Origin of the sequence: Bradyrhizobium sp. 482_C4_N1_8 (assembly GCF_052075965.1) — a bacterium.
In the GTDB taxonomy this organism is placed as follows: domain Bacteria; phylum Pseudomonadota; class Alphaproteobacteria; order Rhizobiales; family Xanthobacteraceae; genus Bradyrhizobium; species Bradyrhizobium barranii.
Map to the genome: position 1 here is coordinate 6,607,055 of NZ_CP197231.1, position 24,049 is coordinate 6,631,103.

The window sequence follows — 24,049 nt, forward strand, 5'->3', positions numbered from 1 at the left end:
TTACGAATTTTGTTCTCCTACCTGGAGAGGCGTTGAGTTTGCCCGCTCCGTACGAAGCAGCAAGAGCGCGAAGAAGGCCGAGACCGAGACGAGCGCGCTGATCCACAGCGCACTGCTGCCGATGTGCTCCACCATCAGCCCCAGTGCGAGCGGCGCGGCGGCACCCGTCAGTCTAGAAGGCAGCGAGATCATGCCGACCCGCCTGCCGAATCCGGCCGGCCCAAACAGCGCCAATGGAAGCGTCCCACGGGCAATGGTGATGATGCCGTTGCCCGCTCCGTACAGCACCGTGAAGGTCGACGCGAGCAAGGGTCCGCCCATCACCAGCGCAACGACGCCGATCGGATTCATCAGCATGGCCAGCCTCGCCGAAAGCAGCGGGTGAAACCGGGCGAGCCATCCTGCTTCCAGCAGACGCGCGCCGACTTGTGCAGGCCCAACCAGCGCGCCCGCGAGCAAGGCCTGAGCCGGTGTGGCGCCGAACGCAACCAGCATGGTCGGCAGAATGGCCGAGATGCCCGAACTGACGAAGCTAGCTGCCGCGAACATGTAAGCCAGCAGCACCATCGCGAAGGTCTCGCTCTGGCGTCCGGATTGCTGGATTGCACCCGGCCCCGGTCGAGCCTGTTGGTCCAATGGGACGGCGCGCGGCAGCGAGAGATTGAGCGGCAACGCAACAGCGATATGGATCGACGCCCATACCTGACAGGCGACGCGCCAGCCGTACTCCGACGCGAGCCAGGTCGTGAGGGGCCAACCGAGCGTGCTGGCGAAACCGGCGATCAGCGTGATGCCGGTGATGGTTCGTCGTGCATTGGTACCGTAGATGCGCGCAAGCGTCGCAAAGGCCGCCTCATAGAGGCCCATGCCCATACCGATCCCGAGCAACGTCCAGGCCGCAATCAGCACCGCCACGCCATGGGCCACGGACAGCAGGAGCAGGCCTGCCACAAACACGAGGTTCGAAATGGCAAGCAGGCTGCGCCCGCCAAACGTATCGATGGCATGCCCCACGCGCGGGCCGAGCAGACCAGAGATGACGAGCGCTCCCGACAGCGCGCCGAACACGTAAGTCGGCGCGAGACCGAGATCGCGCGCAATCGGCGCAGCCAGGATGGCCGGGAGATAATAGCTCGACGCCCATGCAACCGTTTGCGCGGTGCCGAGCGCGGCGACGACGCCGAGCGGGCCTCGGGCTTGGCCCGCGAGAACTTGCTTCATGAACAACCACACCCCGAAGCGCCGGCCTTCTTGGCCGTTTCGTCGGCAGCACAGCAGGCGGACAAATCCTCCTTCGCCGGCCCGCCGCAACATCCCGATGCGGTCCCGGCGGCCTCGACACCGCCACGTGTGCAGACGCCGGTCTCCGGCAGCACAAGCTCCACCCTCGCCGCCGCCTCCTTGTCGCCGGCGATGTCGGCCGCAATCGAGCGAACCTGCTCATAACCCGTCATCATCAGGAAGGTCGGAGCGCGGCCGTACGACTTCATGCCAGCCATGTAGAAACCCGCTTCATCATGCGCGAGCTCGCGCGCGCCGTGGGGACGCACCGTCCCGCAGCTATGCTCGTTGGGGTCGATCAGCGGCGCCAGGGCGACCGGTGCCTCGATGGCGGGATCGAGCCGCAAACGCAGTTCGGACAGGAACGAGAAGTCAGGACGGAAACCTGTCGACACGATCAGTTCGTCCACGACCACGCTTCGCCCTCCGCAACAGGACCCTGCCGCGATCTTGAGGCGACCTTCGGAGTCCGAGAGGTGCGTCACCCCGAATTCGGTTTCGACCTTGATCTTCCCGGAGGCAACAAGTGCGGCGAAGGCACTGCCGAGTTCGCCGCGCGCCGCGAGCTTGTCGTTACGGCCGCCGCCAAACGCCTTCGCGGGATCGGCGCCGCGCAACAGCCAGACGGGCTGCGTACCCGGCACTTCGTCGGCGAGATGCACGAGATCGATCAGCGTGCCCACCGCAGAATGGCCCGCGCCGAGCACCGCAACAGTCTTCCCGGCATATCTGGAACGGCCGGCACCCCGCACATCCGGCATGCCGTAGGCAATTCGGTCGCCGCATTCGGATTCACCGATCGCCGGCAGGCCGTTGCGGCCGGCCGGATTGGGGGAGAACCATGTGCCTGATGTATCGATCACGGCGTCTGCACGCAGAACCTCGGGCCCCTTGCCGTTCTGATAGCGGATTTCAAAAGGCGCCTGCTCGCGCCCCCTGGTCTTTGCCTTGTCGAAGCCGACGCGGCTGATGGCCGAGACGCGGCTGGAGGTCCGGATCACATCGCGCAGCGACGTTCGCGTCGCGAGCGGCGTCAGGTATCGATCGAGCAGTTCGCCGCCGGTCGGATAGGATTGCGGGTCCGGCGAATTCCATCCCGTCGGTGCAAGCAGGCGCGCGGCGGCCTTGTCGACATTGTACTCCCATGGCGAGAACAGCTGGACCTGCTGCCACTGGCGGACGGCGTGTCCGGCTTCGGGTCCGGCCTCGAGCACGATGGGAGACATGCCGCGTTCGAGCACGTGCGCGCCCGCAGCCAGGCCGACCGGCCCTGCCCCGACAATGGCAACTGTCTTTCCGTCGCTCATTTCGCTACTCCCGTTGTTCTAGAATCATCGAATAATTCGGCCCAAAAAAATCAGGCCGCCGTTTTGGTATCCTTGCATTCGGTTTCGTCGGCACAGCACTCCGACACCAGGAAATCCACCAGGCCCCGCATCCCGTCGTAGTTCGCGTGGCAGACCAGGGTCGTGGATTCGCGGACCTGACTAATGAGCCCGACCGCAACCAGAGACTTGATGTGATGAGATAGCGTCGATGCCGGGATCTTCAGCTTGTCCTGCAAGCGACCGACGGGCATGCCCGGCTGTCCAGCCCGGACCAGCGCCCGATAAATCTGGAGCCGCGTCCGGTTACCCAGGGCTTCCAAGCGTGCTGCTGCGTCGTCGATCTTCATGACCATAAGATGCGCCGATCCGCCCTCGCCGTCAACCGTATTTCTAGAATATTGGAAATATATATATGCGACCGCCCCCGGCGGAGCGGCTTCAGCAGCACTTTCCGTTCTGCTGGATCGGCGGACAAGGGACCGATCCGTACGAACAGAAGACGCAGCAATCGCCGCTCGTCGGCTTGAGCCGGGTCCCGCATCCCTTGCAATCGTAGAAGAACTGACAGGCGTCGGTCGGCATGGTTTCGGCTGACGCGTGATGACAGACCGGACACGTGATCACCGATTGGGTTTGCATGGCCGGCTTTCCTCGATCGCAAGACACAACGCATTCTAAGCGCGGCGAGTTCGGAAATTCAATTGACGCTTTATCATCATTTCTATAAATCTGGATATATGGAAACTGAAGAAGCAGTCCTGGCGCTCGCCGCCCTGTCACAATCGACCCGTCTGGAGGCCTTCCGGACGCTGGTCCGACACGAGCCCGATGGCCTTGCGGCCGGCGACCTCGCACGTCTGCTGGAAGTCCCGCCGAATACGCTTTCGGCTCATCTCTCGATCCTGACGCGTGCCCGCCTCGTCACCTCCGAGCGACACAGCCGTTCAATCGTCTATCGCGCCAACCTTGCGGAGTTCAGGGACGTTGCGGTTTTCCTGCTTCGGGATTGCTGCGGCGGCCGGCCGGAGGTTTGCGAACCGGTTGTCGAGAGCCTTCAAGCCTGCTGCTCGCCAAAGCGAAAGGAGCGAAGCCGTGCCTGACCAGATGTACAATGTTTTGTTCTTGTGCACCGGCAATTCGGCGCGCTCGATCCTCGCCGAGTCGATCCTTCGCAAGGACGGAGCCGGCCGTTTTCAGTCGTTCTCCGCCGGCAGCGCGCCGAAAGGCGCGGTGCACCCGCTGGCGCTGCGCACGCTGGAAAGCATGGACTACCCCGCCGACGGGATGCGCTCGAAGAGCTGGCTGGAGTTCGCCGCTCCCGATGCGCCGGTGATGGATTTCGTCTTCACCGTTTGTGACAATGCGGCCGGTGAATCCTGCCCCATCTGGCCGGGACAGCCGATGACCGCACATTGGGGTATCGAGGACCCCGCCGCAGCCGAAGGTACCGATCTGGAGAAACAGGCAGCGTTCGTCACCGCATTCCGCTACCTCAAGAATCGGATCGACACCTTTGTGAGCCTGCCGCTCAGGAGCATCGACAAGCTCTCCCTCGGCACCAAGCTGCGCGAGATCGGACGCTCCCAGGGCGCAACACATTCAACGCCGAAGGCCGGCTGATGGACAATTTCGATCTTCCACGGCGCCTCGCAGCCGAAGCGCTCGGCACGGGCATTCTCGTCGCCACCGTCGTCGGCTCCGGCATCATGGCCGAGACGCTGACCAAGGACGTAGCGCTGGCGCTTCTGTGCAATACCCTGCCGACCGGAGCCATTCTGGTTGTCCTGATCACCGTGCTCGGTCCGATCTCCGGCGCGCATTTCAATCCCGCGGTGACCCTCGTCTTCACCGGCAAGCGCGAGCTTCCGGTCAACGAAGCCGTGCTCTACGTGGTCGCGCAGATCGCCGGCGGCATCGCGGGAACGATGGCCGCGCATCTGATGTTCGGACTTCCCCTGCTCGATTTCTCGACGAAGGTTCGAACGGGAGGGCCGCAATGGTTCGCCGAAGCGGTCGCCGCCTTCGGTCTGGTCGCGACGATCCTGGCCGGCATCCGATTTCAGCGGACGGCGGTTCCCTGGCTGGTGGGCCTTTACATCACGGCAGCCTATTGGTTCACGGCCTCCACGTCGTTTGCAAATCCGGCGGTGGCCATCGCGCGGTCGCTGACGAACACGTTCTCGGGCATTCGTCCGACCGACCTGCCCGGTTTCATCCTTGCGGAGCTCTGCGGAGCATTCGCCGGCATGCTGTTGATGAACTGGCTGCTCGGACAGTCGAAGTCGCGCGGCCCTGTCCCAATCGCGGAGACGACCCGATGAACGTCACGATCTACCACAACCCCGATTGCGGCACCTCGCGCAACACGCTGGCGATGATTCGACAGAGCGGCGCGGAGCCCACGGTCATCGAATATCTCAAGACCCCGCCATCGCGCGAGACGCTCAAGCAGCTGATTGCAGCGATGGGCATCACGGTTCGCGGATTGCTGCGCGAGAAGGGCACGCCGTACAAGGAGCTCGGCCTCGCCGACCCCAAATGGACCGACGACCAGTTGATCGATCAGATGCTCGCGCATCCCATTCTCATCAACCGCCCGATCGTCGTGACCTCGAAGGGCACGCGCTTGTGCCGCCCTTCCGAAGCCGTCGTCGATCTCCTCGACAATCCGGTCGGCCGGTTCACGAAGGAAGATGGCGAGGTGGTCGAAGCGCGCCAGGCGACTCACCGCCCCTAACGCTCCTCGGTCGGAATCCGCCGCGGTTTTTTTCACGCCAGAGCGGAGGTCGCCGTGAAGACGACCTCCGCCCAGCCTATTCGGCGGCTTGCGACGCGCGCGCGGTCCATTCGTCGGCAGGAGCCGATCGTTCGCCCGATGGAAGCCCCCGGCCCTTCACCAAGCCGAAAATTGCGGGGATCACGACCAGCGTCAGCAGTGTCGATGACGTCATGCCGCCGATCATGGGCACCGCAATGCGCTGCATGATCTCCGATCCGGCCCCGGTGCTCCACATGATCGGCAGCAGACCGGCCATGATGGCAACCACCGTCATCATTTTGGGCCGCACGCGCTCGACCGCGCCCACCATGATGGCGTCGTGGAGATCCCGGCGCGTCAGTGGCCTCCCCTCGGCGCTGCATCTGGCCTTCACCTCGGCCAGCGCGTGATCGAGGTAGATCAGCATGACGACACCCGTCTCGGCGGCGACGCCTGCGAGCGCGATGAAGCCGACCGCGACGGCAACGGACAGGTTGAAGCCGAGCCACCACATCATCCAGATGCCGCCGACCAGCGCGAACGGCAGCGACAGCATCACGATCAGCGTCTCGGTCATCGCCCGGAAGTTCAGGTACAGCAGCAGGAAGATGATCGTGAGCGTCACGGGCACCACGATCTTCAGACGGGCGGCGGCGCGCTGCAGATATTCGTACTGGCCGCTCCACACGACGTAGGTGCCGGCGGGAAACCGGATGCTCTCCGTCACGGCGCGTTGCGCGTCAGTGACGTAGCTTCCGATGTCGCGATCCCGGATGTCGACGTAGATGTAGGTCGCAAGCTGGCCGTTCTCCGTCCGGATCGACGTCGGCCCGCGCGCGGGTTCGACCTTCGCCACCTCGCCGAGCGGCACGGCGCCGCCCGACGGCATCGGCACCAGGATGTCGCTGGCGATGGCCTTGGGGTTGTCACGAAGGTCGCGCGGATAGCGCATGTTCACGGTGAACCGCTGCCGTCCCTCCACGATCGTCGTGACCGTCTGACCGCCGAGCGCGGCCGCGATGGTGTCCTGGACGTCCTGGATCAGGATGCCGTAACGGGCGAGCGCCTCACGGTCGGGAACGATCTCGAGATAATAGCCGCCGATGCCACGCTCGGCGTAGGCCGACGAGGTGCCGGGTACGGTCTTGATGACGCGTTCGATCTGCTTCGCGAGCCGGTCGATCTCGGCGAGGTCATTGCCCATGACCTTGACGCCGACCGGCGTGCGGATTCCGGTCGAGAGCATGTCGATACGTGCCTTGATCGGCATGGTCCAGGCATTGGAGACACCCGGAAACTGCAACGCCTTGTCCATCTCGGCGATGAGACTGTCGACGGTAACGCCGGAACGCCACTGCTCCCTAGGCTTCAGGTTGACGATCGTCTCAAACATCTCTGTCGGGGCGGGATCGGTCGCAGTGGCGGCTCGTCCCGCCTTGCCATAGACCGAAGCGACCTCCGGGAACGACTTGATGATGCGGTCCTGCATCTGCATCAGCTCGGCCGCCTTGGTGACCGAAATGCCGGGCAGCGTCGTTGGCATGTAGAGCAGCGTTCCCTCATTCAGCGCCGGCATGAACTCGGTGCCGAGCTGGCGCGCCGGCCAGATCGTCACCGCAAGCACGACGAGCGAAGCCAGGATGACCGGCGTCTTGGCGCGCAGAACCCCCTTGATCACGGGACGGTAGACCCAGATCAGGAAGCGGTTGATGACGTTCCTGCTCTCCGGGACGATCCTGCCGCGGACGAAGATCACCATCAGCGCCGGCACCAGGGTGACGGACAGCAACGCCGCGGCGGCCATCGAGAAGGTCTTCGTGAACGCCAGCGGGCTGAACAATCGGCCCTCCTGCGATTCCAGCGTGAAGATCGGCATGAACGACACGGTGATGATCAACAGGCTGAAGAAGAGCGCGGGGCCGACCTCGGATGCCGCGTCGATCAGAACCTGCACGCGTGACTGATCGGGCCCCGCCCGTTCGAGGTGCTTGTGTGCGTTCTCGATCATGACGATGGCGGCGTCCACCATGGCGCCGATCGCAATCGCGATGCCACCCAGGCTCATGATGTTCGATCCCAGCCCGAGCAGCTTCATGGCGCCAAACGCCATCAACACGCCGACCGGCAACATCAGGATCGCGACGAGTGCGCTGCGGACATGCAGCAGGAACACGATGCAGACGAGCCCGACGACGATGCTCTCCTCGAACAGGGTATGCTTGAGGGTATCGATCGCCGCGTAGATCAGGTTCGACCGGTCGTAGACCGGCACGATCTCGACCGATTTCGGCAGGCTGCTCGCGATCTCCCTGAAGCGCTTCTTGACGTTTTCGATGACGTCGAGGGCGTTGACGCCGAACCGCTGCAGCACGATGCCGCTTGCGACCTCGCCCTCGCCGTTCAATTCGGCGATGCCGCGCCGCTCGTCGGGCCCGAGCTCGACGTTGGCGACGTCCCGCAGCAGCACCGGCGTGCCGTTGCTCGTCTTCAGCACGATGTTGCCGAGATCGTTGATGCTCTTGATGTAGCCCTTGCCGCGGATGACGTATTCGAACTCGGAGAGCTCGACGGTGCGGCCGCCGACGTCGGCGTTGCTGGCGCGGATCGCCTCACGTATTTTTTGCATGCTGATGCCGCGGTCGCGCATCCGCTGCGGGTCGAGGACCACGTTGTACTGCTTGACGAAGCCGCCGACGCTGGCGACCTCGGCGACGCCTTCGGCCTTGGCCAGCGCGAACTTCAGATTCCAGTCCTGGATCGTGCGCGTGTCCGCCAGGTTCAATTCCTTCGATATGACGGCGTATTGGTAGACCCAGCCGACGCCGGTCGCGTCGGGCCCGATGGTCGGGGTGACGCCGGCGGGAAGCCTGGACGCCGCGCCGTTCAGGAATTCCATGACGCGCGACCGCGCCCAATAGATGTCGGTGCCGTCCTCGAAGATCACATAGACGAAGGAGACGCCGAAGAACGAGAAGCCGCGTACGACCTTCGATTTCGGCACGGTGAGCATCGCCGTCGTCAGCGGATAGGTGACCTGATCCTCGATCACCTGCGGCGCCTGGCCGGGATACTCGGTGTAGACGATGACCTGCGTATCCGAGAGGTCCGGGATCGCATCCAGCGGAAGGTGAACCAGGGCATAGAGGCCGGCGGCGGCCGCGAAGCCGGCGCCGAACAGCACGAGCAGCAGATTGCGCGCCGACCAGGCGATGATGCGGGCGATCATTTGTGATCTCCCGTTGCATTGCCAGGGCCGGCGTCGGTGGCCTGGGATGCCGCCTCGCCAAACCCCTTCAGCGCGGCCTTCAGGTTGCTTTCCGCATCGATCAGGAAGTTGGCGGAGGTCACCACCGCCTCGCCGTCCGCGAGACCATGGCGCACCTCGACATAGCCGCCGCCGCGACGGCCGAGCTTGACTTCCCGCGGCTCGAAACGCCCTTCCCCCTTGTCGACGAGCACGGCCTGCCGGCTGCCGGTGTCGAGCACCGCGCTGTCCTGTATCGCCAGGACGGGCGCGGCATCGGCCGTGTCGATGTCGGCATCGACGTACATGTCGGGCAGCAGCACCGCGTCCGGATTGGCGAGCTCGATCCTGATGCGAACGGTGCGCGTGTCGCGGTTCACCTGCGGATAGACGACGGCGATGGTCCCGGTGAAGGTCCGGCCGGGGAAACTGCGCGCGCGCACCGCGACTGACTGCCCCACCGCGATGTTGCCGAGATCGCGCTCGGCCACGTCGACCAGCGCCCAGACCACCGAGGTGTCCGCGATCCGGAACAGAACGTCGCCGGGATTGGCCCGCATCCCTTCGATCGCATTGCGTTCGAGCACGACCCCGTCGCGCGGCGCAGACCAGCGTATGGCGACGGGCGCGGTGTGCGTCTTGTCCATCTCCGCAATGACGGACTCGGGAACGTCGAGATTGACCAGCCGCTGTCGCGAGCCGCGGCCGTACATCTCGACACCGCCGACCGTCTTGGAGGTGATCGTCGCAAGATATTCCGCCGCTGCGGACGCCACCGCCGAACTGTAGATTTCCATCAGCGGCTGGCCGGCCTTCACGCGCGTGCCGGTGGTCACGTCGGCGACCTTCTGCACGAAGCTTTCGGCGCGCATCGCGATCACCGACACGCGGCGTTCATCGAGCTGGATCGTGCCGGGCGCCTTCACCGAGACCCGGATCGAGCGCCGCGTGACGGGCTCGGACTTCACGCCCGCGCGCTGGATCTTGCCGGGCGACAGCTTCACCGTGCCGTCGTCGGTGTCGTCGCCTTCGTAAACGGCGACATAGTCCATCCCCATCGGATCCTTCTTTGGGACGGGCGACGTGTCGGGCAGCCCCATCGGATTGCGGTAGTAGAGGATTTTTCGCGGCGAAGCCGCTTGCGCCTTCGGTAGCGCCGGCGCGACGGCCGCTCCATCGTCGTCGTAGACCGGCAGATAGTCCCGCCCGCGGTCGTCCTTCTTCGGACCCGCAGACCAGAGCGACGCGCCGCTTGGATCGCGGTAGTAGAGCGGAGTTCGCTCCGCGGCGGCCGCAGCCGATGATATGTCGGCCTCAGCGAGCCAGCCCGCACCGTTCGAATGCCAGTAGTAGCCGGCCAGGACCAGGCCGCCGCCCAGCGCAAGTGCCGTCAGGAGACGCAGCGTTTTCATGTCGTGTATCCGCGCACCCGGGAGCGCGCGTCCGTGTGAAGGAAAAGGGGGAATGTCGGGCGCTGCCGGGCAGCGCCCGAACGCTCACTTGACCGCCGTGACGATCACCTTGCCGGTGACGGTCTCCGGTTCGCCCTGCACCTTCACGGACAGCGTCATCTGGTAGCGGCCAGCCATCGGCAGGTCCGTCTTGAAGGCGTACACACCAGGCTCCCTGGACGGCAGCGGCGCGACCGCCGATTCCATCTCGGCCATCCCGTCCGGGGCCATGTCGAGGCGGGTCTTGAAGATGACTGCGTCCGGTATCGGCTTGCCGGACTGCTTGTTCGTCAGGCGAACGGCGAGCGTGACGTCTTCGCCCTTCCTCATCTGCGGAGTGACGGGCTCGAAGGCGTAGTCGCCCGCGCCCGCCATCGCGGCTGAAGCGGCAAGCGAAAGGGTGGCGGCGAGAGCCGCGGTGCGGATTTTGGAAAGCATTGTCTTGTCCTCATGAATTGATCTTTCGCCGTGGCGCGTGAAGCGCGCACGTCAGTCGTCGTCGCGAGCAGGCATGCCGCTCGCGTCTCGGGCTTTGCGAGATCAGATTCGAGGAGGTCGGAAAGGAGGACTGCCGCCGCGGAAGGAAACGACCTGATCCGGGGGAATAGCCAACGTGCTGGCCATGACGGCGAGACGCTCGAACGCCACGGGCCTGACATCACCGAGCGCGATGATCCCACCGACGCAGCAGAAGCCCATCCCGCACTTGTAGCCGCCGCTATGGGAGCCTGTTCCCTTCATGTCGGGACAACAATCGTCCATCGACATGTCGGCGTCGCCGCTCATGTGCATGGCCGTCTGCATGCCATCCGACGACATTGCGAGGTTCGCCGCGGACGCGCCAACCGGCAGCATCGCCAAGGATATGGCGATGGCGACTGCCAGGATGGTACGGACGAACTGCATCAATATCGACTTACTTTGTCAGGCCGGAACTCGGCCTCAGTAGCATATTCGGGCACCAAAGGCAGTCATTGATCGTGGTCAAGCGTTCGTTACCCAGGCTGGTCCGGAGGCCGGGTTGGACGTTTCGACGCGGTCCTTCGGACTATCGTGCAAAACAGCAACACAAGGCCACCATCGACCGACCAGCCCGTCCAGCAGCCCGCGCGGATGTTGACGCGCTCATCCCCTGATGCCAGTTTCGTGATCGGTAGTGTCCGCAAGGACTCTTCAAGGGAATGCGGTGCGTCCACCTCAGTGGGCAATTCCGCGGCTGCCCCCGCAACTGTAGGCGGATAGTCGACGACCAAACAAACCACTGGAGCCCCGCTTGGGCCTCTGGGAAGGTGGTCGAAGGCGATGACCCGCGAGCCAGGAAACCTGCTGCCAGCCATGGTCACGCGCGAACGCATTGGGCGGGGTGCCCTGATGTCGGACAAGTAGCCGGTGCATCCGCCGCCTGGGGCGAAGGTGGATGACTAAGGCAACCGCGGTGACGGTTTGTTTGCGTCGCCGCAGAGCGTTGTTGTGCAACATTTTCATTTCCGTGCTGGCGCAAGGCCAGCGTTATCGCGTGCTTTCCTGATTACTCTGCTCTCGTCGGTGTCCTTGTCGTCCGCGGCGCTCGCGCAAAGCGCGGCGCAGGACAACCGCTCCCGGGAGGTCGGCCCGGTGATCGTGTCGCCGCCTGCGCCGCGACAGGCTCCTGCCGTCAGCCCCGGCACTCAGAAGCAGCGCGCCGCCCGGCGCGCCGCGGGACGCAATCGTGGCGCCCCTGCTGTCGCCGTTCCGGCCACGCAAGCTCCGAGCGGCCCGGTGCAGACGCCGCTCAACACGGCAGCCGTCACCGATGTCGGCTCCCGGCTCGGCATCACGGCGCGCGAGATGCCGGCGACCGTCGAGGTCATCAGTCAGCGGACGATGCAGGACCTGGGCATCCGGACCACGACCGACGTCGCCAAGGCTGCAGTCGGCGTCACCGGCGGCGATGCGCCCGGCGCGCCCGCCATCTTCTCGATGCGTGGCTTTTCCGGCGACCAGATCTCCACGCTCTACAACGGCATCCCGATCGGGCCGTCGACCATGACCGGCCGTCCCATGGACGTGGCTGGCCTCCAGCAGGTCGAGATCATCAAGGGACCGGACTCGCTGGTGGCGGGCCTCGGTGCGACCGGCGGCGCCATCAACTACGTGAACAAGGCGCCGCACACCGGACCAATCGTCAACGACGCCTTCACCTCCTACGATTCCTTCAACGGCTATCGCGCCGGTTACGGATCGGGCGGCAGCACGCTGATCAACGGCCTCGACTACCGCTTCGATATCAGCCATTTCAACAACAAGGGCTTTATCGACGACACCTATTCGAAGCTCAGCAACGTCTCGGGCCAGCTGAACTATCGCGTCAACGAGAACCTGAAGATCTGGGGCGCAACCGAATACAGGCAGGACAACGACCGCTTCTACTGGGGGACGCCGCTGGTGCCGGCGAACGCGCCGGGCATCGTGCCGACGTACGGCATCGTGTCCGGCGTCTGGAGCAACTATTACCTCGGCGGCGGCACGCCGGTCCCGGTCACCATCGACGCGCGCACGCTGACCACGAACTACAACGTGCTCGACAATCACAGCGGCGCCAACGAGCTCTGGCTGCGCAGCGGCTTTCAATGGGACATCACCAACAACATCTCGCTGAAAAGCCAAGTCTACGGCTATGACGCCCACCGGCACTGGTTCAACAACGAGATCTCGTCGTTCGACCAGACCGTAGGCAATTTCGCAGGCGCGCAGAGCATCTACCGCGAGCGCCTGGCGCTCGATCACGCGCAGCGGCTCTACGGCAACATCACCGACCTCACCGTCAATTCCAACGTCGCCGGAATGGACAATCGCTTCGTCGCCACCGTGGCGGCGAGCAGCAACCAGTTCAACGTCTCGCAGGACACGTTGTTCTTCAATGACTACGTCGATCTCCTCAATCCGGACCGCGGCCTCTACGGCCCGCGCAGCGACGAGAAGATCTACACCCATCTCGACACCACCTCGCTGTCGTTCGAGGACCGGCTCAAGCTGACCTCGACCTTCGCGCTGATCGGCGGCATCCGTTTTGAGAATATCGAGCTGTCGCGGACCCGCTTCGACGAGACTGGCCTCCTGAAAGCCAGCTATCCTTTCTCGAAGACGTTCAATCCGGTCACCGGACGCATCGGCTACACCTGGGACATCGCGCCCGGCGTGATGCTTTACGGCCAGTACGCGACGGCGGCGGACCCGACGGTCGCGAACATCTTCATCCTCAGGCCCACGACGCCGCTGCTGCTCACGACGTCGCGAACCTACGAGACCGGCGTGAAGCTGCTGTCGGCCGACAAGCGCGCGGAGGCCACGCTCTCGGCCTTCGACATCGAGCGCAAGAACGTCTACGTCCCCGAAAGCGGCATCCTCTTCAACGTCGCCGGCAAGATGGCCTCCAAGGGCGTCGAGATTGCCGCCGCGGTCAATCCGGTCGCGGGCCTGAAACTATGGGGCAACGTCGCCTTCGTGCAGTCGCGCTTCATCGACTTCACCTATGTCGACGGCAATGGCGACTTCCAGTCCTATTCGGGCAAGACGCCGCCCAACGTTCCCAACTTCATCGCCAACGCCGGCGCCTCCTATCGCTTCGACACGAAGCTGCCGGTGGAGATCGGCGGCCTCGTCCGTCACGTCGGCGACCGCTTCAACTTCCAGGACAATCTGGTCACGATGGACGCCTACACGATCTTCGACGCATACGCGTTCGTCGATATTCCAAAAGCCTATTTCCCGGGCGTCGACCAGACCCGGATCAGCTTTCGCGTGAGGAACCTGACCAACAAGCTCTACGCGGCCTGGGGCGATCCGGGTTACACCGACCAGATCATCCTGGGCGCGCCGCGCAGCTACGAGGTCGCGGCTTCGTTCAAGTGGTAGTCGCGGATCACCTCGTCCGCGCCGTGGCGGGAGGTGTCACGCGACAGTAGGACGCAATCGCAAATCGATTGCGCCGTTGAAGCCGCGGGTCTCGAGAGCTATCGATCAACGAAACCTCGCTTCCATCGGGAGGAACGCATGAGCACCATCACCGGCGGTTGTCACTGTGGCGCAATCCGCTATCAGGTCGAGGGCGAAGCGATCGTGCACGCGCTGTGTCACTGCCGCGATTGCAGGCTTCACGCGGGCGCTCCCGTCGTCGGCTGGACGATGTACGCGGACGATGCCGTCAAGGTGACCAAGGGCGAGCCCAAGGTGTATCACTCCTCGGAACATGCCTGGCGGCACTTTTGCGGCGACTGCGGAACCGGCCTGTTTTATGTCAATGCCGACATGTTACCCGGGGTCATCGACGTCCAGAGCGCGACCTACGACGATCCCGATGCCGTACCGGCGACGATGCACATCCAGGTCGCAGAGCGCCTTCGATGGATGGAGCGCGCGCACGAACTGCCGACATTCGACCGCTATCCTCCGCCACCGTAGCGGCGCGCGCGAAGCGTTCGCCGTCTGGATGGAACCGCACAAACACCATCTTGCAACGGCCGGACGATCTCACGTAGATTGATCGGCGTGGGGACGAAGCAGACTCCCCGTGAGACCTCGGTCCAAGCTCTGCGCAGCACGCCATTCGTGGAGCTTGCGCATGGATACCGAACGCCACCCTCCTCTCCGCCCTACCGTTGCCATCCTCTCCCGCGGCGACGCTGCCGCGCGCCGGGACACGACGGCACAAAACAGCCGCTTCGTCCGCGTTTTCGAAGCACTCGCCGCGGTCGGCATCGAAGCCCGGCCGGTGATCTACGACGAGATCTTCGCCGACGCCGTCCGCGATCAACTGCTCGCCGTCGATGGCGTGCTCGTCTGGGTCGATCCGATCCATCAGGGCAAGACGCGCGAGGCCCTCGACCCGCTGCTTCGCGACGTTGCGGCGCAAGGGCCATGGGTGAGCGCACATCCCGACGTGATCCTGAAGATGGGCGTCAAGGACGTGCTCTACCGAACGCGTCATCTCGGCTGGGGAGCCGACACGCATCGCTATGACACCGCCGCAAGCTTCCGCGCCGAATTTCCTTCGCGCCTTCAGGCGAACGGTCCGCGCGTGCTCAAGCAAAATCGCGGCAATGGTGGCCAAGGGGTGTGGAAGGTGGAGGCCCTGCCCAACGCGGACGCCATGGTTCGCGTGCTGCATGCCCAACGCGGCAGTCTACCCGAGGACATGCCGCTCGATGCCTTGCTCGCCCGCTGCGAACCGTATTTCGGATGGGGCGGCTGCATCATCGACCAGGCGTTCCAACCCCGCCTGCCCGACGGCATGATCCGCTGCTACATGAGCGGCGCTGAGGTCGTGGGCTTCGGGCATCAATTGATCAAGGCGCTGATCCCGCCGCCGGAAGGCCCCGACGCACCTGAGGCGCAGCCGGGCCCACGGATCATGCACGGACCCGATGCTCCGCAATTCCAGGCGCTCCGAAGATCGATGGAGGACGAATGGACGCCGCAGCTGATGGACACGCTCGGCATCGACGAACCGTCGCTGCCGGTGATCTGGGACGCCGACTTCCTGTACGGGCCCCGCGACGCCGCCGGTACCGACACCTACGTCCTGTGCGAAATCAACGCGAGCTCATGCTTTGCGATTCCCGACGACGCGCCGGCGGCAATCGCCCGAACGGTGAAGCACCGCTTGCTCCGGACTCAAGCAGTGCGTTCGGGCGCATAACCGGCGGCCCGGCTTCGACACCCTAATGCGCAGCGCAGCGGCAGCTTTCATAGGCGACGGGATCGTGGCTGTTGACGATGCTCACGCGGTCGCCGTGGTTCAGCTTCAGCGCGCGCAGCCGCGCCTGGTTGGCGATCCGCATCTTGCGATCCATGTCGCCGCGGCGCTGGAAATAGCCGAGCATGAGCGGCACGTGCGGCGACGCGTCGAGCTGGCCGTGGTGGAAATAGCTGTCGCCGGCATGCAGCAGCCATTTCTCGCCTGATCGCACCGCGATGCCGCAATGGCCGAGTGTGTGGCCGGCGAGCGGGATCATCAGGATGTCGGCTTCCTTGTCGCCGAGCGCGCGCACGCCCTTGAAGCCGAACCAGTCCTCGCCGGCCTCGCCATAGAATGTCCAGCCCGGCCCATGGCTCCACTGCCCCGTGACATAACGCCCTTCGGGCGGCGCGGGCTTGCGCAGCACCGCCATGTCGTATTCGGCGCGGTGGACGTGGATCGCGGCATGGGGAAAGTCCGGCACGCCGCCGGCGTGGTCGCGGTCGAGATGCGTCAGCAGCACGTGGCGCACATCGCTGGGCGAGTAGCCGAGCGCCTTCACCTGCTCGACCGCCGTCTCCGCCGGATCCAGCCTCGGCGCGGTCTGGCGCAGCCATCGGCCCCCGAGCCGATCGGGCGTTGCGATATCGCCGAGACCGATGCCGGTGTCGACCAGAGCGAGTCCGTCCCTCGTCTCGACCAGCAGGCAATGGCAGACCAGGCGGGCGCGCTGGAACAGGCCGCCCGTGCCGTTCACAAGGCGGCGGCCCATGGGGCACATCGTGCCGGTGTTGAGGTGCTGGATCTTCATGGCGCGTTCCTGCTGTTGTGAGCAGGGCGTTCTTGCCACCGGGCGATCTATAGGTAAAATATTGAATATTGATACTATCTCTAGGCATATCCTATGGACATCCGCGAGCTTCGCTACTTCGCAGCCGTGTACCGCGAGCGCAATCTGACCGCGGCGGCGCGGGCTTGCTTCGTGTCGCAGCCGTCGATCTCGACCGCGATCACCCATCTGGAGGCCGAGCTCGGCACCACCCTGTTCATCCGGCACAAGAAGGGCGTCGCGCCGACCGCCTCAGCCGAGCAGTTTCATGCGCTGGCCCGCCGCATCATCGACGAGGCGGACGCCGCACGCAGCCTGTTCAGGAAGCCGAATACGAAGACCACCGTCACGCTGGGACTGATGCGCACGCTCGACATACCCCGAACGATCGCGCTGCTGAAGCCGCTGACGGCGCGCACCGACATCGCGCTCCGCCTCGTCGGCAGCGACGAGCGCGCCGATGCGCGCATCATCTCGAAGAGCATGCTCCGCGCCGACGAGCATTTCGTCGCGCTGTGGAGCGAGCGCTATGTCGCCGCACTTCCGCCCTCGCATCCGCTGACGCTGAAGGAGAAGCTGCGGACCGCCGATCTCGCCGGCGTCCCTCTGATCGACCGCTGCCATTGCGAGCAAAGCGAATTCTTCGGTCGGAGCTCACAACGAAGGCAGACCGCGGCGATCGCGCAATCGGAGGATTGGGCGATGGCGCTGGTCGCGGCCGGCGTCGGCATTGCCATCGTCCCGGAAGGCGTGGCGCGCGGCAACCCTGATGTCGCGGTGCGCGAGATCGAGGTCAGGGTCAAACGCGAGGTCGGCCTCGCCTACCGCGCGTCAGAGCCGCTGGCGGATGCGCTGAAGGAGTTTGTCGGGAAGCTCCAGAGGCAGCGGCGAAAGCCGGATCGGACCGGCCCACGGCGTAACAAGCGCAGGAAGTCCTAGCCCTTCGTGACCACGGCGCGCCCGTAAGGCGGCTGCGCCGCGACCGGCGGATTGGCGGTCTGGGCTGCGAGTTCGCCGATCAGGCGGTCGGCATCGGCGGCCATGCCGTCGGGCGCCTGGATCACCAGACGCTCCAGCGCCCAGCGATAGGACGAGACGCGCTGCTCGAGGCACAGCTGCACCCACTGGATGATCAGCGAGTTCTCCTGCATGCGCGCGACCGCATCGTCCCTCTCCCTTGGCGAGAGCTCGGAGACGCGCGCCATGGTCGCATCGCGCTTCCTGTCGAGATCGATGACGCGGATCGCGGAGCCGAAGAACGGCTCGAAACGGGTGATGTCGTTGCGCACGTCCTCGATCAGCTGCGCATAGCGCGATGAATGCGAGCGATGCGGCTCGTCGATCAGCGTGCGCCCATACATGGTGCGGTCGAACACGACCTTCTGCTGCCAGGGCGACGGCAGCGCCCTGTAGTCGCCGAATACGCTCTTCCAGGCGGGCCGCGACAGCGGCGGCTCGATCATGGGATAGGCGAGATCGCGAAGCTGGCGCTCCGCGTCGGTGAGCTGGAATTGTGACGACTTCAGGCCGACGCTGCCGGTGGCCTCGGCCCCGAGCCAGCGATGCATGTCGTCGCTGCGCATGTCAGCGCGGGTGCGGCCGAAATCGCCGCCGCTGCACGCGCCGAGCGTCGCACCGACGAGTGCGAGCAGGACGGCCGTTACGACAGGCCGGATCTGGCGGATGGCATCCGGCATTGCAAAAGCCGGATGCTAGCGGCGACGACGACGGCGCCCCGGCGCTGTGCCCTGCTCCGGCCCGCGATCGCCGCTGGTTTCTTCCGTCTGGCGCTCGATGCGGATCACGGGGAGGATCAGAATCGTTCCCGTTTCCGTACGCGGCGTGGCATCCCCCGACGAGCCTGCCCGGCGACCGGCCGGAAATTCGATAATGGTCCCCATATCAGCTCTCTATCAATTGCCGCGCGACCGAGCGCGCTGGTGCAACGTGCGTTCATTAAGATCAGTTCATGGTTAACGGGGTGTAAACGCGCCTTCCGGACCGTAACTTCACGGGCGGCCTCCCGCGTCCCGTTGCGGGACGACAACACCTGAAATGATGGGGTCGACTTCACGCCTCGTTTTCCTTAACGAGCCTTTAAAGGAACCTGCGTTAGGCTCGCGGACGAGTATCTTTTCCAGGTCGCGTATCTCTCCATGACCAAGTCGCTGTTTCCCGGATTCGACGGGCTGATGAGCCTCTCCCGTCGCGAAGGCGTTGATGTTCGCCCGACGCTGCTGCGCGTGCTGACGGACCTCTATGTCCAGGCGCCCACCCACAGCGACGACGAGCAGCGCCAGTTCATCGAGCTTGCGACGCGGCTGATCGACCAGGTCGACGATGCGACGCGCGCGGCCGTCAAGGCGAAGCTTGCGATCTATCCGCAGACGCCCGTCCCGGTCCTGCAGAAACTCGGGCTGGTTGCGACCCAGGAAGGCCGCAGGGTTCCGCTCGCGCGCGAAATTCGCAGCTCCCCGCAGGCGGCTTCGCCAGCTCGCACGCCGACCGACGCCGAGTTGCGCATGGCCGCCAACATGGCGATGCAGCCGAAGGAAGCGGCCGAGATCCACGACATGTTCTTCCGCGCCGATGCGACCCAGCGCGCGCTGGTCCTGCACAATCTGGCGCAAACCCCGCTGAAGGCCGCGCCGCGGATTCCGACCGTGCGTGCCAAGCGCGCGCTCCAGATCCTGGAGATGGCGGCAATCGCCAACGATGTCGAGAATTTCACCTACGAGCTCGGCGACAGCCTGATCCTGCCCTCGCGCGTCGCAGCCCAGATCGTCGACGATGCCGGTGGCGAAGCGCTCGCAATCGCCGCGCGCGCGCTCGACATGCCGAGCCCGAACTTCCAGCGCATCCTCCTGTTCTTCAAGCCGGAGATCGGCACGTCGGTCGATGCGGTGTACCGGTTGTCGCGGCTCTACGACCGGCTCAGCGACCGCTCCGCGCTGGTGATGCTGGCGGCCTGGCGCGGCTCGACGCTCGCAGTCACGCGCGCAAAATACCAGTCGTCGCTGCATGACAGCGAACGCCAACGCCCGCGTGCGGGCGCCAGCCAGACCCGGCCGGGCGTGCAGCCGGGCTCGGCGCCTGCGGTGCGGACGGGCACCGACGGATCGGACCGCTAGGTCTTCGCCAATTCGAGGAAGTGACGACCTTTGCGGTCCTCGGTCTCGACGATCCAGGCGTCCGGATCGAAGCGGATTTCCTTGGTGAGGCGCTCCTCGACCGCTGGCTCAGGCATCGGCTGCGCGGCAAGTGGCACGAAGAAGCGATCGACCGGCCGGCCGTCGTCATAGACGGTCTGCGGCGCCGGTACGTACAGCATCGCGTTGCCGTCGAGCAGCGACACCTTCACGAATACCGCGCCCGCCTCCTCGGCACCGCGACGACGCACCGCCCCGAACACGCCTTCGGTCTGGCACCGGCGCAGGTAGGCGGAAACCCAAATGTTTGATTTCAAACGCATGAAGAGCACGATAGGCCAGTGCTGCAATCAGCACCAGCCTTCGCACAACAATGACGCTTATTCGACGGGGTGGCCGATCGCGGCTCCGAGCTCGCGCAGCAGGCGGTCGGAGACCTGACCCGTCACCTGCATCTTGTGCTCGCGCTCGAATTTCTGGATCGCGGACTGCGTCTCTGCGCCCATCGTGCCCGTGATCTTCAAATTGCCATAGCCGTATTCGGATAGCGCGCGCTGCACGCCGGCGATACGCCGCGCGGCCGGACTCTGCGCGACGGGAATCGGCGCCGGCGGACGCGCGATGGCGACGGATTGCGGCGGCGCCGACGTCGTTTGCTTGACCAGATTGGTCATCGGATCGCCCGCGCGCGGCGTCGATGCCGTCGCCTCGACCGGCTTCTCGGGGGCCTTCTCGGCGGCGCGCTCGACAGGCTTGGGCTCGGCGCGGAATTCCGTCGCTCTCGGCTCCAGCGGCGAGGTATCCGCGCCGACGGGGCGCGGACGCGGCAAGGGGTTCGACAGCGGCACGGACGACGGCGCGGGAAGATTGATCACGGTGCCGAACATCGGCGCCGGATGCCGGCCGGTCTGAAGGAACAGCGCGTTGGCAACGATCGCGCTGACTGCGGCGACGGCGACGAGACCGGCCAGCGTGTCCTTGGGACTGTGCAGCAGGATGCGCATCGCAAGATTGCGCTCGGTCTCGACATCGATGACCGCGGCCTTGGCGCCACGGCGGCGCGGAGCGGCTTCGTCCTTGGCAGACTTCTTAGGCACTTTTCTTCACCAGAGCTGGTTGGTCGTGAGATTGGTCCTGAAGCTCCTGGCGCGGCACCGGCGTCAGCGTCGCGATCTTGCTCTCGGCCGCCATTCTATCGGACGTCTTGGCCTGCGGCGGCGTGTAGACGAGCGGCAATCTGACGGTGACGGAGGTGCCCTCGCCGAGCCTGCTTTGTACAGTCAATTCGCCGAGATGCAACGCCACCAGACTCTTCACGATCGAAAGCCCGAGACCCGTGCCTTCGTGACGGCGCTGATAGGTCTTCCCGGCCTGGAAGAACGGCGCACCGATGCGCTTGAGATCATCGGCCGCAATGCCGACACCGGTGTCGCTGATGCGCAGCGCGAGCTGCGATCCGGACACCGCGGCCGATACGGCGACCTGACCGCCGCGCTCGGTGAACTTGATGGCGTTGGCGACGAGATTGAGCACGATCTGCTTGAAGGCGCGCGGATCGCCGGTCATGACAGGCAGGTCCTGCGGCGCATCGGTGATGAGGTCGATGCCGTTCTCCCGCGCCTTCAGCGCCAGCAGATTGCAGCAATGCATCAGAGAGGCGCGCGGCGTGAACGGTTCCGACGCAATCTCGAAATTGCCCGATTCCATCTTCGACATGTCGAGGATGCCGTTGACGACCGACAGCAGATGCTGGCCGGAATCGTTGATGAGCTGGGCATATTCCTTGCGTTGGGCCGCACCCAGCATCAGGGTCTGCTCCTGCGCGATCATCTCGGAGAAACCGATGATGGCGTTGAGCGGCGTGCGCAGCTCGTGGCTCATGGTGGCGAGGAAGCGGGTCTTGGCAGCATCGGCCGCTTCCGCGGCGCTGCGCGCCTGATCGAGCGCCTGCTCCGCGAGCTTGCGATCGGTGACGTCGCGCATCACGCCGACGACTTCCGCCTCGCGCGTGGCATCGCCGTCAATATCCTGGCGGCCGATATCCTGGTCGAGCGGCCGGCAGCGCATCTCGACCCAGATGAAATCGACCTGGCCACGCTCCGATCCGGCCGGCTCCCGCCGCAGCCGGAACTCGACGCTGCGCACGTCGCCGCGCGCGGCATCGGAGAGCGCGGTGAGATAGGCCGGACGATCGGCGACATGGACGCGGTCGAACAGGCCGTGGCCGAGCAGCTGCGCGACGGGCATGCCGAGCATGGCTTCCACCGCCGGCGAGATGAACTGCACCGCGCCGTTGCGCCGATGCCGCGAGATGACGTCGCTCATGTTGCGCGCCAGCAGCCGATAGCGCTCTTCCTCGCGCAACAGCAGTGCAACGCTGGTGCGCGCGAGCGATTCCGCACCGAAGGCGAGGCCCGCGGCATAGAGCGTCGCCGAGGCGACGCCGAACGCCATCAGCACGCCGCGTTGTGCGGCGCTGGCGTCTCCAGCCGGAAGCCAGCCGAGCTGGCCGGCAAAGATCAGGACGCCGGCGCAGGACAGCGCAAGCAGGGAGGCAAAGGCCGCGACGCGGCGCGAGGCCGACAACGCGGCTTCCAGGGGAACCACGACCAGCCAGATCGCAGCGAATGATTCGATGCCGCCGGTGGTGCCGGCAACCGCCATGATCAGGCCGGCGAGCGCCAGCGACGACAGCACATGGGCGCCTTCATAGCGGCCGGTGCGCGACAGGAACCATGACAGGAGAATGGGGGCGATCAGCCACGCGAAGGCGGCGACCTCGATCGCGCTCGGCACGCCGCGCGTGGCGAGATAGACCGGGAATGCGGCAAACGCGGCCAGGCTGCCGAGCAGCCGCGGCGCCATGAAGGCGCGATGGCGCGCTCGCGTCAGCGCGTCGTAACGCGCGGAGGGATGCAGCAGTGCATCGAGACAATCGCGGATGATACTCAAAACTGTCACGGGTCTCGCGCTTCGGCCCACTCGTCGAGAAGACGCGCCGGAACGCCTCCTTATCGTTGAGCCACCGTGTCAGAGCGACCTTAAACGAGTGCTAAGGCAATGCGGCCCGCCGCCGGACACTGTGTCATCGCGGAGATTTTTAGGCGATTTGACCACGTCATCATCGGGGATGGTGAACACAGGGTTTCACCAGTCCCCGCATGGTTTCGAATTGGTGGACAAGCGGCGCCACCGGAATCACGGGGCTCCGGCGTCAATCGAAAATTTACGACGTGGCGGTTCGGGAAGATTCTTGCGTAGATTTTCCGCGAATTAAGCGGAAGGCAATCACTTGCGATTTATCGAGAGTTGCTAGGTCCGGCGCCTCGCGGGCATCGCCGCGGCGGGATCTAACATACAGGTCGATAAGATGCGCTTTCTGCTCCGCATCACATTCTGGCTCGGGCTGGTGCTGGTGCTCCTGCCGCGGGACAAGACGCCCGAATCGGAGAAGCTGCCGCAGATCGGCGCCGCCGATGCGGTGCAGGCTGCGACCGCGGCCGTCTCCGACGTGACCCAGTTCTGCAAGCGCCAGCCGGCGGCCTGCGAGGTCGGCGGCCAGGCCGCGACCATCATCGGCCAGCGCGCACAGGACGGCGCGAAGAAGATCTACCAGATCATCAACGACAAGAAAGAACAGCTCGAGAAGACCGACAAGAAGGCGCCCGATCATACCGGCTCGATCGCGCTGGCCGGCGAAGGCGATGCCGCCTCGGGCGAGGCGCCGCGCGACACCCTGAGCCAGGACGACCTCGCGCTGGAATGGCGCGGCCCTGCGGCGGCGCCGGCGAATTAGCGGCCAAACCCTATCGATTTCGCCTCCTCGCATCCTTATATTGGCCTGAACGGGAACATTGGGCCAGCATGACGACGATCGACGAAATCAGGGACAATTTCGAGCTCCTGGACGAGTGGGACGACCGCTACCGGTACGTCATCGAGCTCGGCCGCACCCTGGAACCGATGCCCGAATCCGAGCATTCGGCCGAGAACAAGGTGAATGGCTGCGTCAGCCAGGTCTGGCTCCAGAAGCTGGTCGATCGCGATGGCGGCGCCCCGATCCTGAAATATCGCGGCGACAGTGACGCCCACATCGTGCGCGGGCTGGTCGCGATCGTGCTCTCGCTTTACTCCGGCCGCACGCCACAGCAGATCCTTGCGACCGACGCGATCGCGGTGTTCAACGAATTCGGCTTTCGCGATCATCTGACGCCGCAGCGCTCCAACGGCCTGCGCTCGATGGTCGAGCGCATCAAGACCGACGCGAAAGAGGCGCTCGCGGAAGCCACCTGA

The 24,049-nt window shown here is 65.1% G+C and carries 25 protein-coding genes and 1 riboswitch; of the genes, 11 read left to right on the forward strand and 14 right to left on the reverse strand.

Annotation, left to right across the window (positions count from 1 at the left end):
• The 4 genes from AB7Z56_RS31445 to AB7Z56_RS31460 all read right to left on the reverse strand — a co-directional run bounded on the left by AB7Z56_RS31445 (nt 1) and on the right by AB7Z56_RS31460 (nt 3,248).
• A complete protein-coding gene (locus AB7Z56_RS31445) occupies nt 1-1,221 on the reverse strand; it encodes an MFS transporter (RefSeq protein ID WP_063984567.1) in 1,221 nt (406 codons plus the stop codon).
• Nucleotides 1,218-2,588: an NAD(P)-binding domain-containing protein gene (locus AB7Z56_RS31450; RefSeq protein ID WP_063984568.1), complete on the reverse strand. Its 1,371-nt coding sequence runs from the start codon at nt 2,586-2,588 to the stop codon at nt 1,218-1,220. Before AB7Z56_RS31450 ends, AB7Z56_RS31445 begins: the two co-directional genes overlap by 4 nt.
• Before the next feature lie 50 nt (nt 2,589-2,638).
• Nucleotides 2,639-2,956, reverse strand: a complete 318-nt coding sequence (locus tag AB7Z56_RS31455) for an ArsR/SmtB family transcription factor (protein ID WP_063986549.1) — start codon at nt 2,954-2,956, stop codon at nt 2,639-2,641.
• A 91-nt stretch (nt 2,957-3,047) separates the two neighbouring features.
• Entirely contained in the window at nt 3,048-3,248 is a 201-nt protein-coding gene (locus tag AB7Z56_RS31460; RefSeq protein WP_080586512.1) for a GDCCVxC domain-containing (seleno)protein, read from the reverse strand.
• A gap of 98 nt (nt 3,249-3,346) precedes the next feature.
• Between AB7Z56_RS31460 and AB7Z56_RS31465 the strand changes: the two genes are divergently transcribed.
• The 4 genes from AB7Z56_RS31465 to arsC are packed head-to-tail and all read left to right on the forward strand — an operon-like array spanning nt 3,347 to nt 5,346.
• A complete protein-coding gene (locus tag AB7Z56_RS31465; protein ID WP_063984569.1) occupies nt 3,347-3,709 on the forward strand; it encodes an ArsR/SmtB family transcription factor in 363 nt (120 codons plus the stop codon).
• Nucleotides 3,702-4,229 (forward strand): arsenate reductase ArsC, encoded by a 528-nt coding sequence (locus AB7Z56_RS31470; RefSeq protein ID WP_063984570.1) that lies wholly within the window; start codon nt 3,702-3,704, stop codon nt 4,227-4,229. The genes AB7Z56_RS31465 and AB7Z56_RS31470 overlap by 8 nt, the downstream gene beginning before the upstream one ends.
• Entirely contained in the window at nt 4,229-4,930 is a 702-nt protein-coding gene (locus AB7Z56_RS31475; protein WP_063984571.1) for an aquaporin, read from the forward strand. Before AB7Z56_RS31470 ends, AB7Z56_RS31475 begins: the two co-directional genes overlap by 1 nt.
• Complete coding sequence (gene arsC, locus AB7Z56_RS31480) at nt 4,927-5,346, forward strand: arsenate reductase (glutaredoxin) (RefSeq protein ID WP_063984572.1); 420 nt, start codon at nt 4,927-4,929, stop codon at nt 5,344-5,346. The genes AB7Z56_RS31475 and arsC overlap by 4 nt, the downstream gene beginning before the upstream one ends.
• A 76-nt stretch (nt 5,347-5,422) precedes the next feature.
• Here the strand turns inward: arsC and AB7Z56_RS31485 are convergent, their stop codons facing one another.
• The 4 genes from AB7Z56_RS31485 to AB7Z56_RS31500 all read right to left on the reverse strand — a co-directional run bounded on the left by AB7Z56_RS31485 (nt 5,423) and on the right by AB7Z56_RS31500 (nt 10,968).
• Nucleotides 5,423-8,593, reverse strand: coding sequence for an efflux RND transporter permease subunit (locus AB7Z56_RS31485; RefSeq protein WP_063984573.1), 3,171 nt, complete (start codon nt 8,591-8,593; stop codon nt 5,423-5,425).
• Nucleotides 8,590-10,023 carry an efflux RND transporter periplasmic adaptor subunit gene (locus AB7Z56_RS31490; protein WP_063984574.1) on the reverse strand — a complete coding sequence of 478 codons (1,434 nt, stop codon included), beginning with the start codon at nt 10,021-10,023 and terminating at the stop codon, nt 8,590-8,592. The genes AB7Z56_RS31485 and AB7Z56_RS31490 overlap by 4 nt, the downstream gene beginning before the upstream one ends.
• A gap of 84 nt (nt 10,024-10,107) precedes the next feature.
• Nucleotides 10,108-10,500, reverse strand: a complete 393-nt coding sequence (locus tag AB7Z56_RS31495; protein WP_063984575.1) for a FixH family protein — start codon at nt 10,498-10,500, stop codon at nt 10,108-10,110.
• 102 nt (nt 10,501-10,602) lie between these two features.
• Nucleotides 10,603-10,968 carry a hypothetical protein gene (locus AB7Z56_RS31500; protein ID WP_063984576.1) on the reverse strand — a complete coding sequence of 122 codons (366 nt, stop codon included), beginning with the start codon at nt 10,966-10,968 and terminating at the stop codon, nt 10,603-10,605.
• 231 nt (nt 10,969-11,199) lie between these two features.
• A riboswitch (cobalamin riboswitch) is annotated at nt 11,200-11,407 on the forward strand.
• A gap of 200 nt (nt 11,408-11,607) precedes the next feature.
• Between AB7Z56_RS31500 and AB7Z56_RS31505 the strand changes: the two genes are divergently transcribed.
• From AB7Z56_RS31505 to AB7Z56_RS31515, 3 genes are all read left to right on the forward strand, one after another.
• Nucleotides 11,608-13,956: a TonB-dependent receptor gene (locus tag AB7Z56_RS31505; RefSeq protein WP_231144429.1), complete on the forward strand. Its 2,349-nt coding sequence runs from the start codon at nt 11,608-11,610 to the stop codon at nt 13,954-13,956.
• 138 nt (nt 13,957-14,094) lie between these two features.
• The gene (locus AB7Z56_RS31510; RefSeq protein WP_063984578.1) at nt 14,095-14,502 is read left to right on the forward strand and encodes a GFA family protein; all 408 of its coding nucleotides are present in this window, start codon (nt 14,095-14,097) and stop codon (nt 14,500-14,502) included.
• A gap of 160 nt (nt 14,503-14,662) precedes the next feature.
• A complete protein-coding gene (locus AB7Z56_RS31515; protein WP_063984579.1) occupies nt 14,663-15,739 on the forward strand; it encodes a Cj0069 family protein in 1,077 nt (358 codons plus the stop codon).
• Between the two features lie 22 nt (nt 15,740-15,761).
• Here the strand turns inward: AB7Z56_RS31515 and AB7Z56_RS31520 are convergent, their stop codons facing one another.
• Nucleotides 15,762-16,589, reverse strand: coding sequence for an MBL fold metallo-hydrolase (locus AB7Z56_RS31520; RefSeq protein ID WP_063984580.1), 828 nt, complete (start codon nt 16,587-16,589; stop codon nt 15,762-15,764).
• A gap of 93 nt (nt 16,590-16,682) precedes the next feature.
• Here AB7Z56_RS31520 and AB7Z56_RS31525 point away from each other — a divergent pair, with 93 nt between their 5' ends.
• The gene (locus tag AB7Z56_RS31525) at nt 16,683-17,546 is read left to right on the forward strand and encodes a LysR family transcriptional regulator (protein WP_063984581.1); all 864 of its coding nucleotides are present in this window, start codon (nt 16,683-16,685) and stop codon (nt 17,544-17,546) included.
• On the opposite strand, the gene AB7Z56_RS31530 is transcribed toward AB7Z56_RS31525, so the two are convergent.
• Both AB7Z56_RS31530 and AB7Z56_RS31535 read right to left on the reverse strand, forming a co-directional pair.
• A complete protein-coding gene (locus AB7Z56_RS31530) occupies nt 17,543-18,304 on the reverse strand; it encodes a hypothetical protein (protein WP_063984582.1) in 762 nt (253 codons plus the stop codon). The genes AB7Z56_RS31525 and AB7Z56_RS31530 overlap by 4 nt on opposite strands.
• Nucleotides 18,305-18,319: 15 nt before the next feature.
• Entirely contained in the window at nt 18,320-18,508 is a 189-nt protein-coding gene (locus AB7Z56_RS31535; protein WP_014496746.1) for a hypothetical protein, read from the reverse strand.
• A 255-nt stretch (nt 18,509-18,763) separates the two neighbouring features.
• Between AB7Z56_RS31535 and AB7Z56_RS31540 the strand changes: the two genes are divergently transcribed.
• A complete protein-coding gene (locus AB7Z56_RS31540; protein WP_063984583.1) occupies nt 18,764-19,738 on the forward strand; it encodes a DUF2336 domain-containing protein in 975 nt (324 codons plus the stop codon).
• Here the strand turns inward: AB7Z56_RS31540 and AB7Z56_RS31545 are convergent.
• Genes AB7Z56_RS31545 through AB7Z56_RS31555 form a run of 3 tightly spaced genes read right to left on the reverse strand, consistent with a single transcriptional unit; the run spans nt 19,735 to nt 22,717 of the window.
• Nucleotides 19,735-20,079, reverse strand: a complete 345-nt coding sequence (locus tag AB7Z56_RS31545; RefSeq protein WP_063986550.1) for a DUF1491 family protein — start codon at nt 20,077-20,079, stop codon at nt 19,735-19,737. The genes AB7Z56_RS31540 and AB7Z56_RS31545 overlap by 4 nt on opposite strands.
• Nucleotides 20,080-20,136: 57 nt before the next feature.
• On the reverse strand, nt 20,137-20,853 hold the full coding sequence (locus AB7Z56_RS31550) for a peptidoglycan-binding domain-containing protein (protein ID WP_063984584.1): 717 nt from the start codon (nt 20,851-20,853) through the stop codon (nt 20,137-20,139).
• Nucleotides 20,846-22,717, reverse strand: a complete 1,872-nt coding sequence (locus AB7Z56_RS31555; RefSeq protein WP_283018546.1) for a PAS domain-containing sensor histidine kinase — start codon at nt 22,715-22,717, stop codon at nt 20,846-20,848. The genes AB7Z56_RS31550 and AB7Z56_RS31555 overlap by 8 nt, the downstream gene beginning before the upstream one ends.
• Nucleotides 22,718-23,126: 409 nt before the next feature.
• Between AB7Z56_RS31555 and AB7Z56_RS31560 the strand changes: the two genes are divergently transcribed.
• Both AB7Z56_RS31560 and AB7Z56_RS31565 read left to right on the forward strand, forming a co-directional pair.
• Entirely contained in the window at nt 23,127-23,552 is a 426-nt protein-coding gene (locus tag AB7Z56_RS31560; protein ID WP_063984586.1) for a DUF5330 domain-containing protein, read from the forward strand.
• A gap of 68 nt (nt 23,553-23,620) precedes the next feature.
• A complete protein-coding gene (locus tag AB7Z56_RS31565; protein ID WP_028149946.1) occupies nt 23,621-24,049 on the forward strand; it encodes a SufE family protein in 429 nt (142 codons plus the stop codon).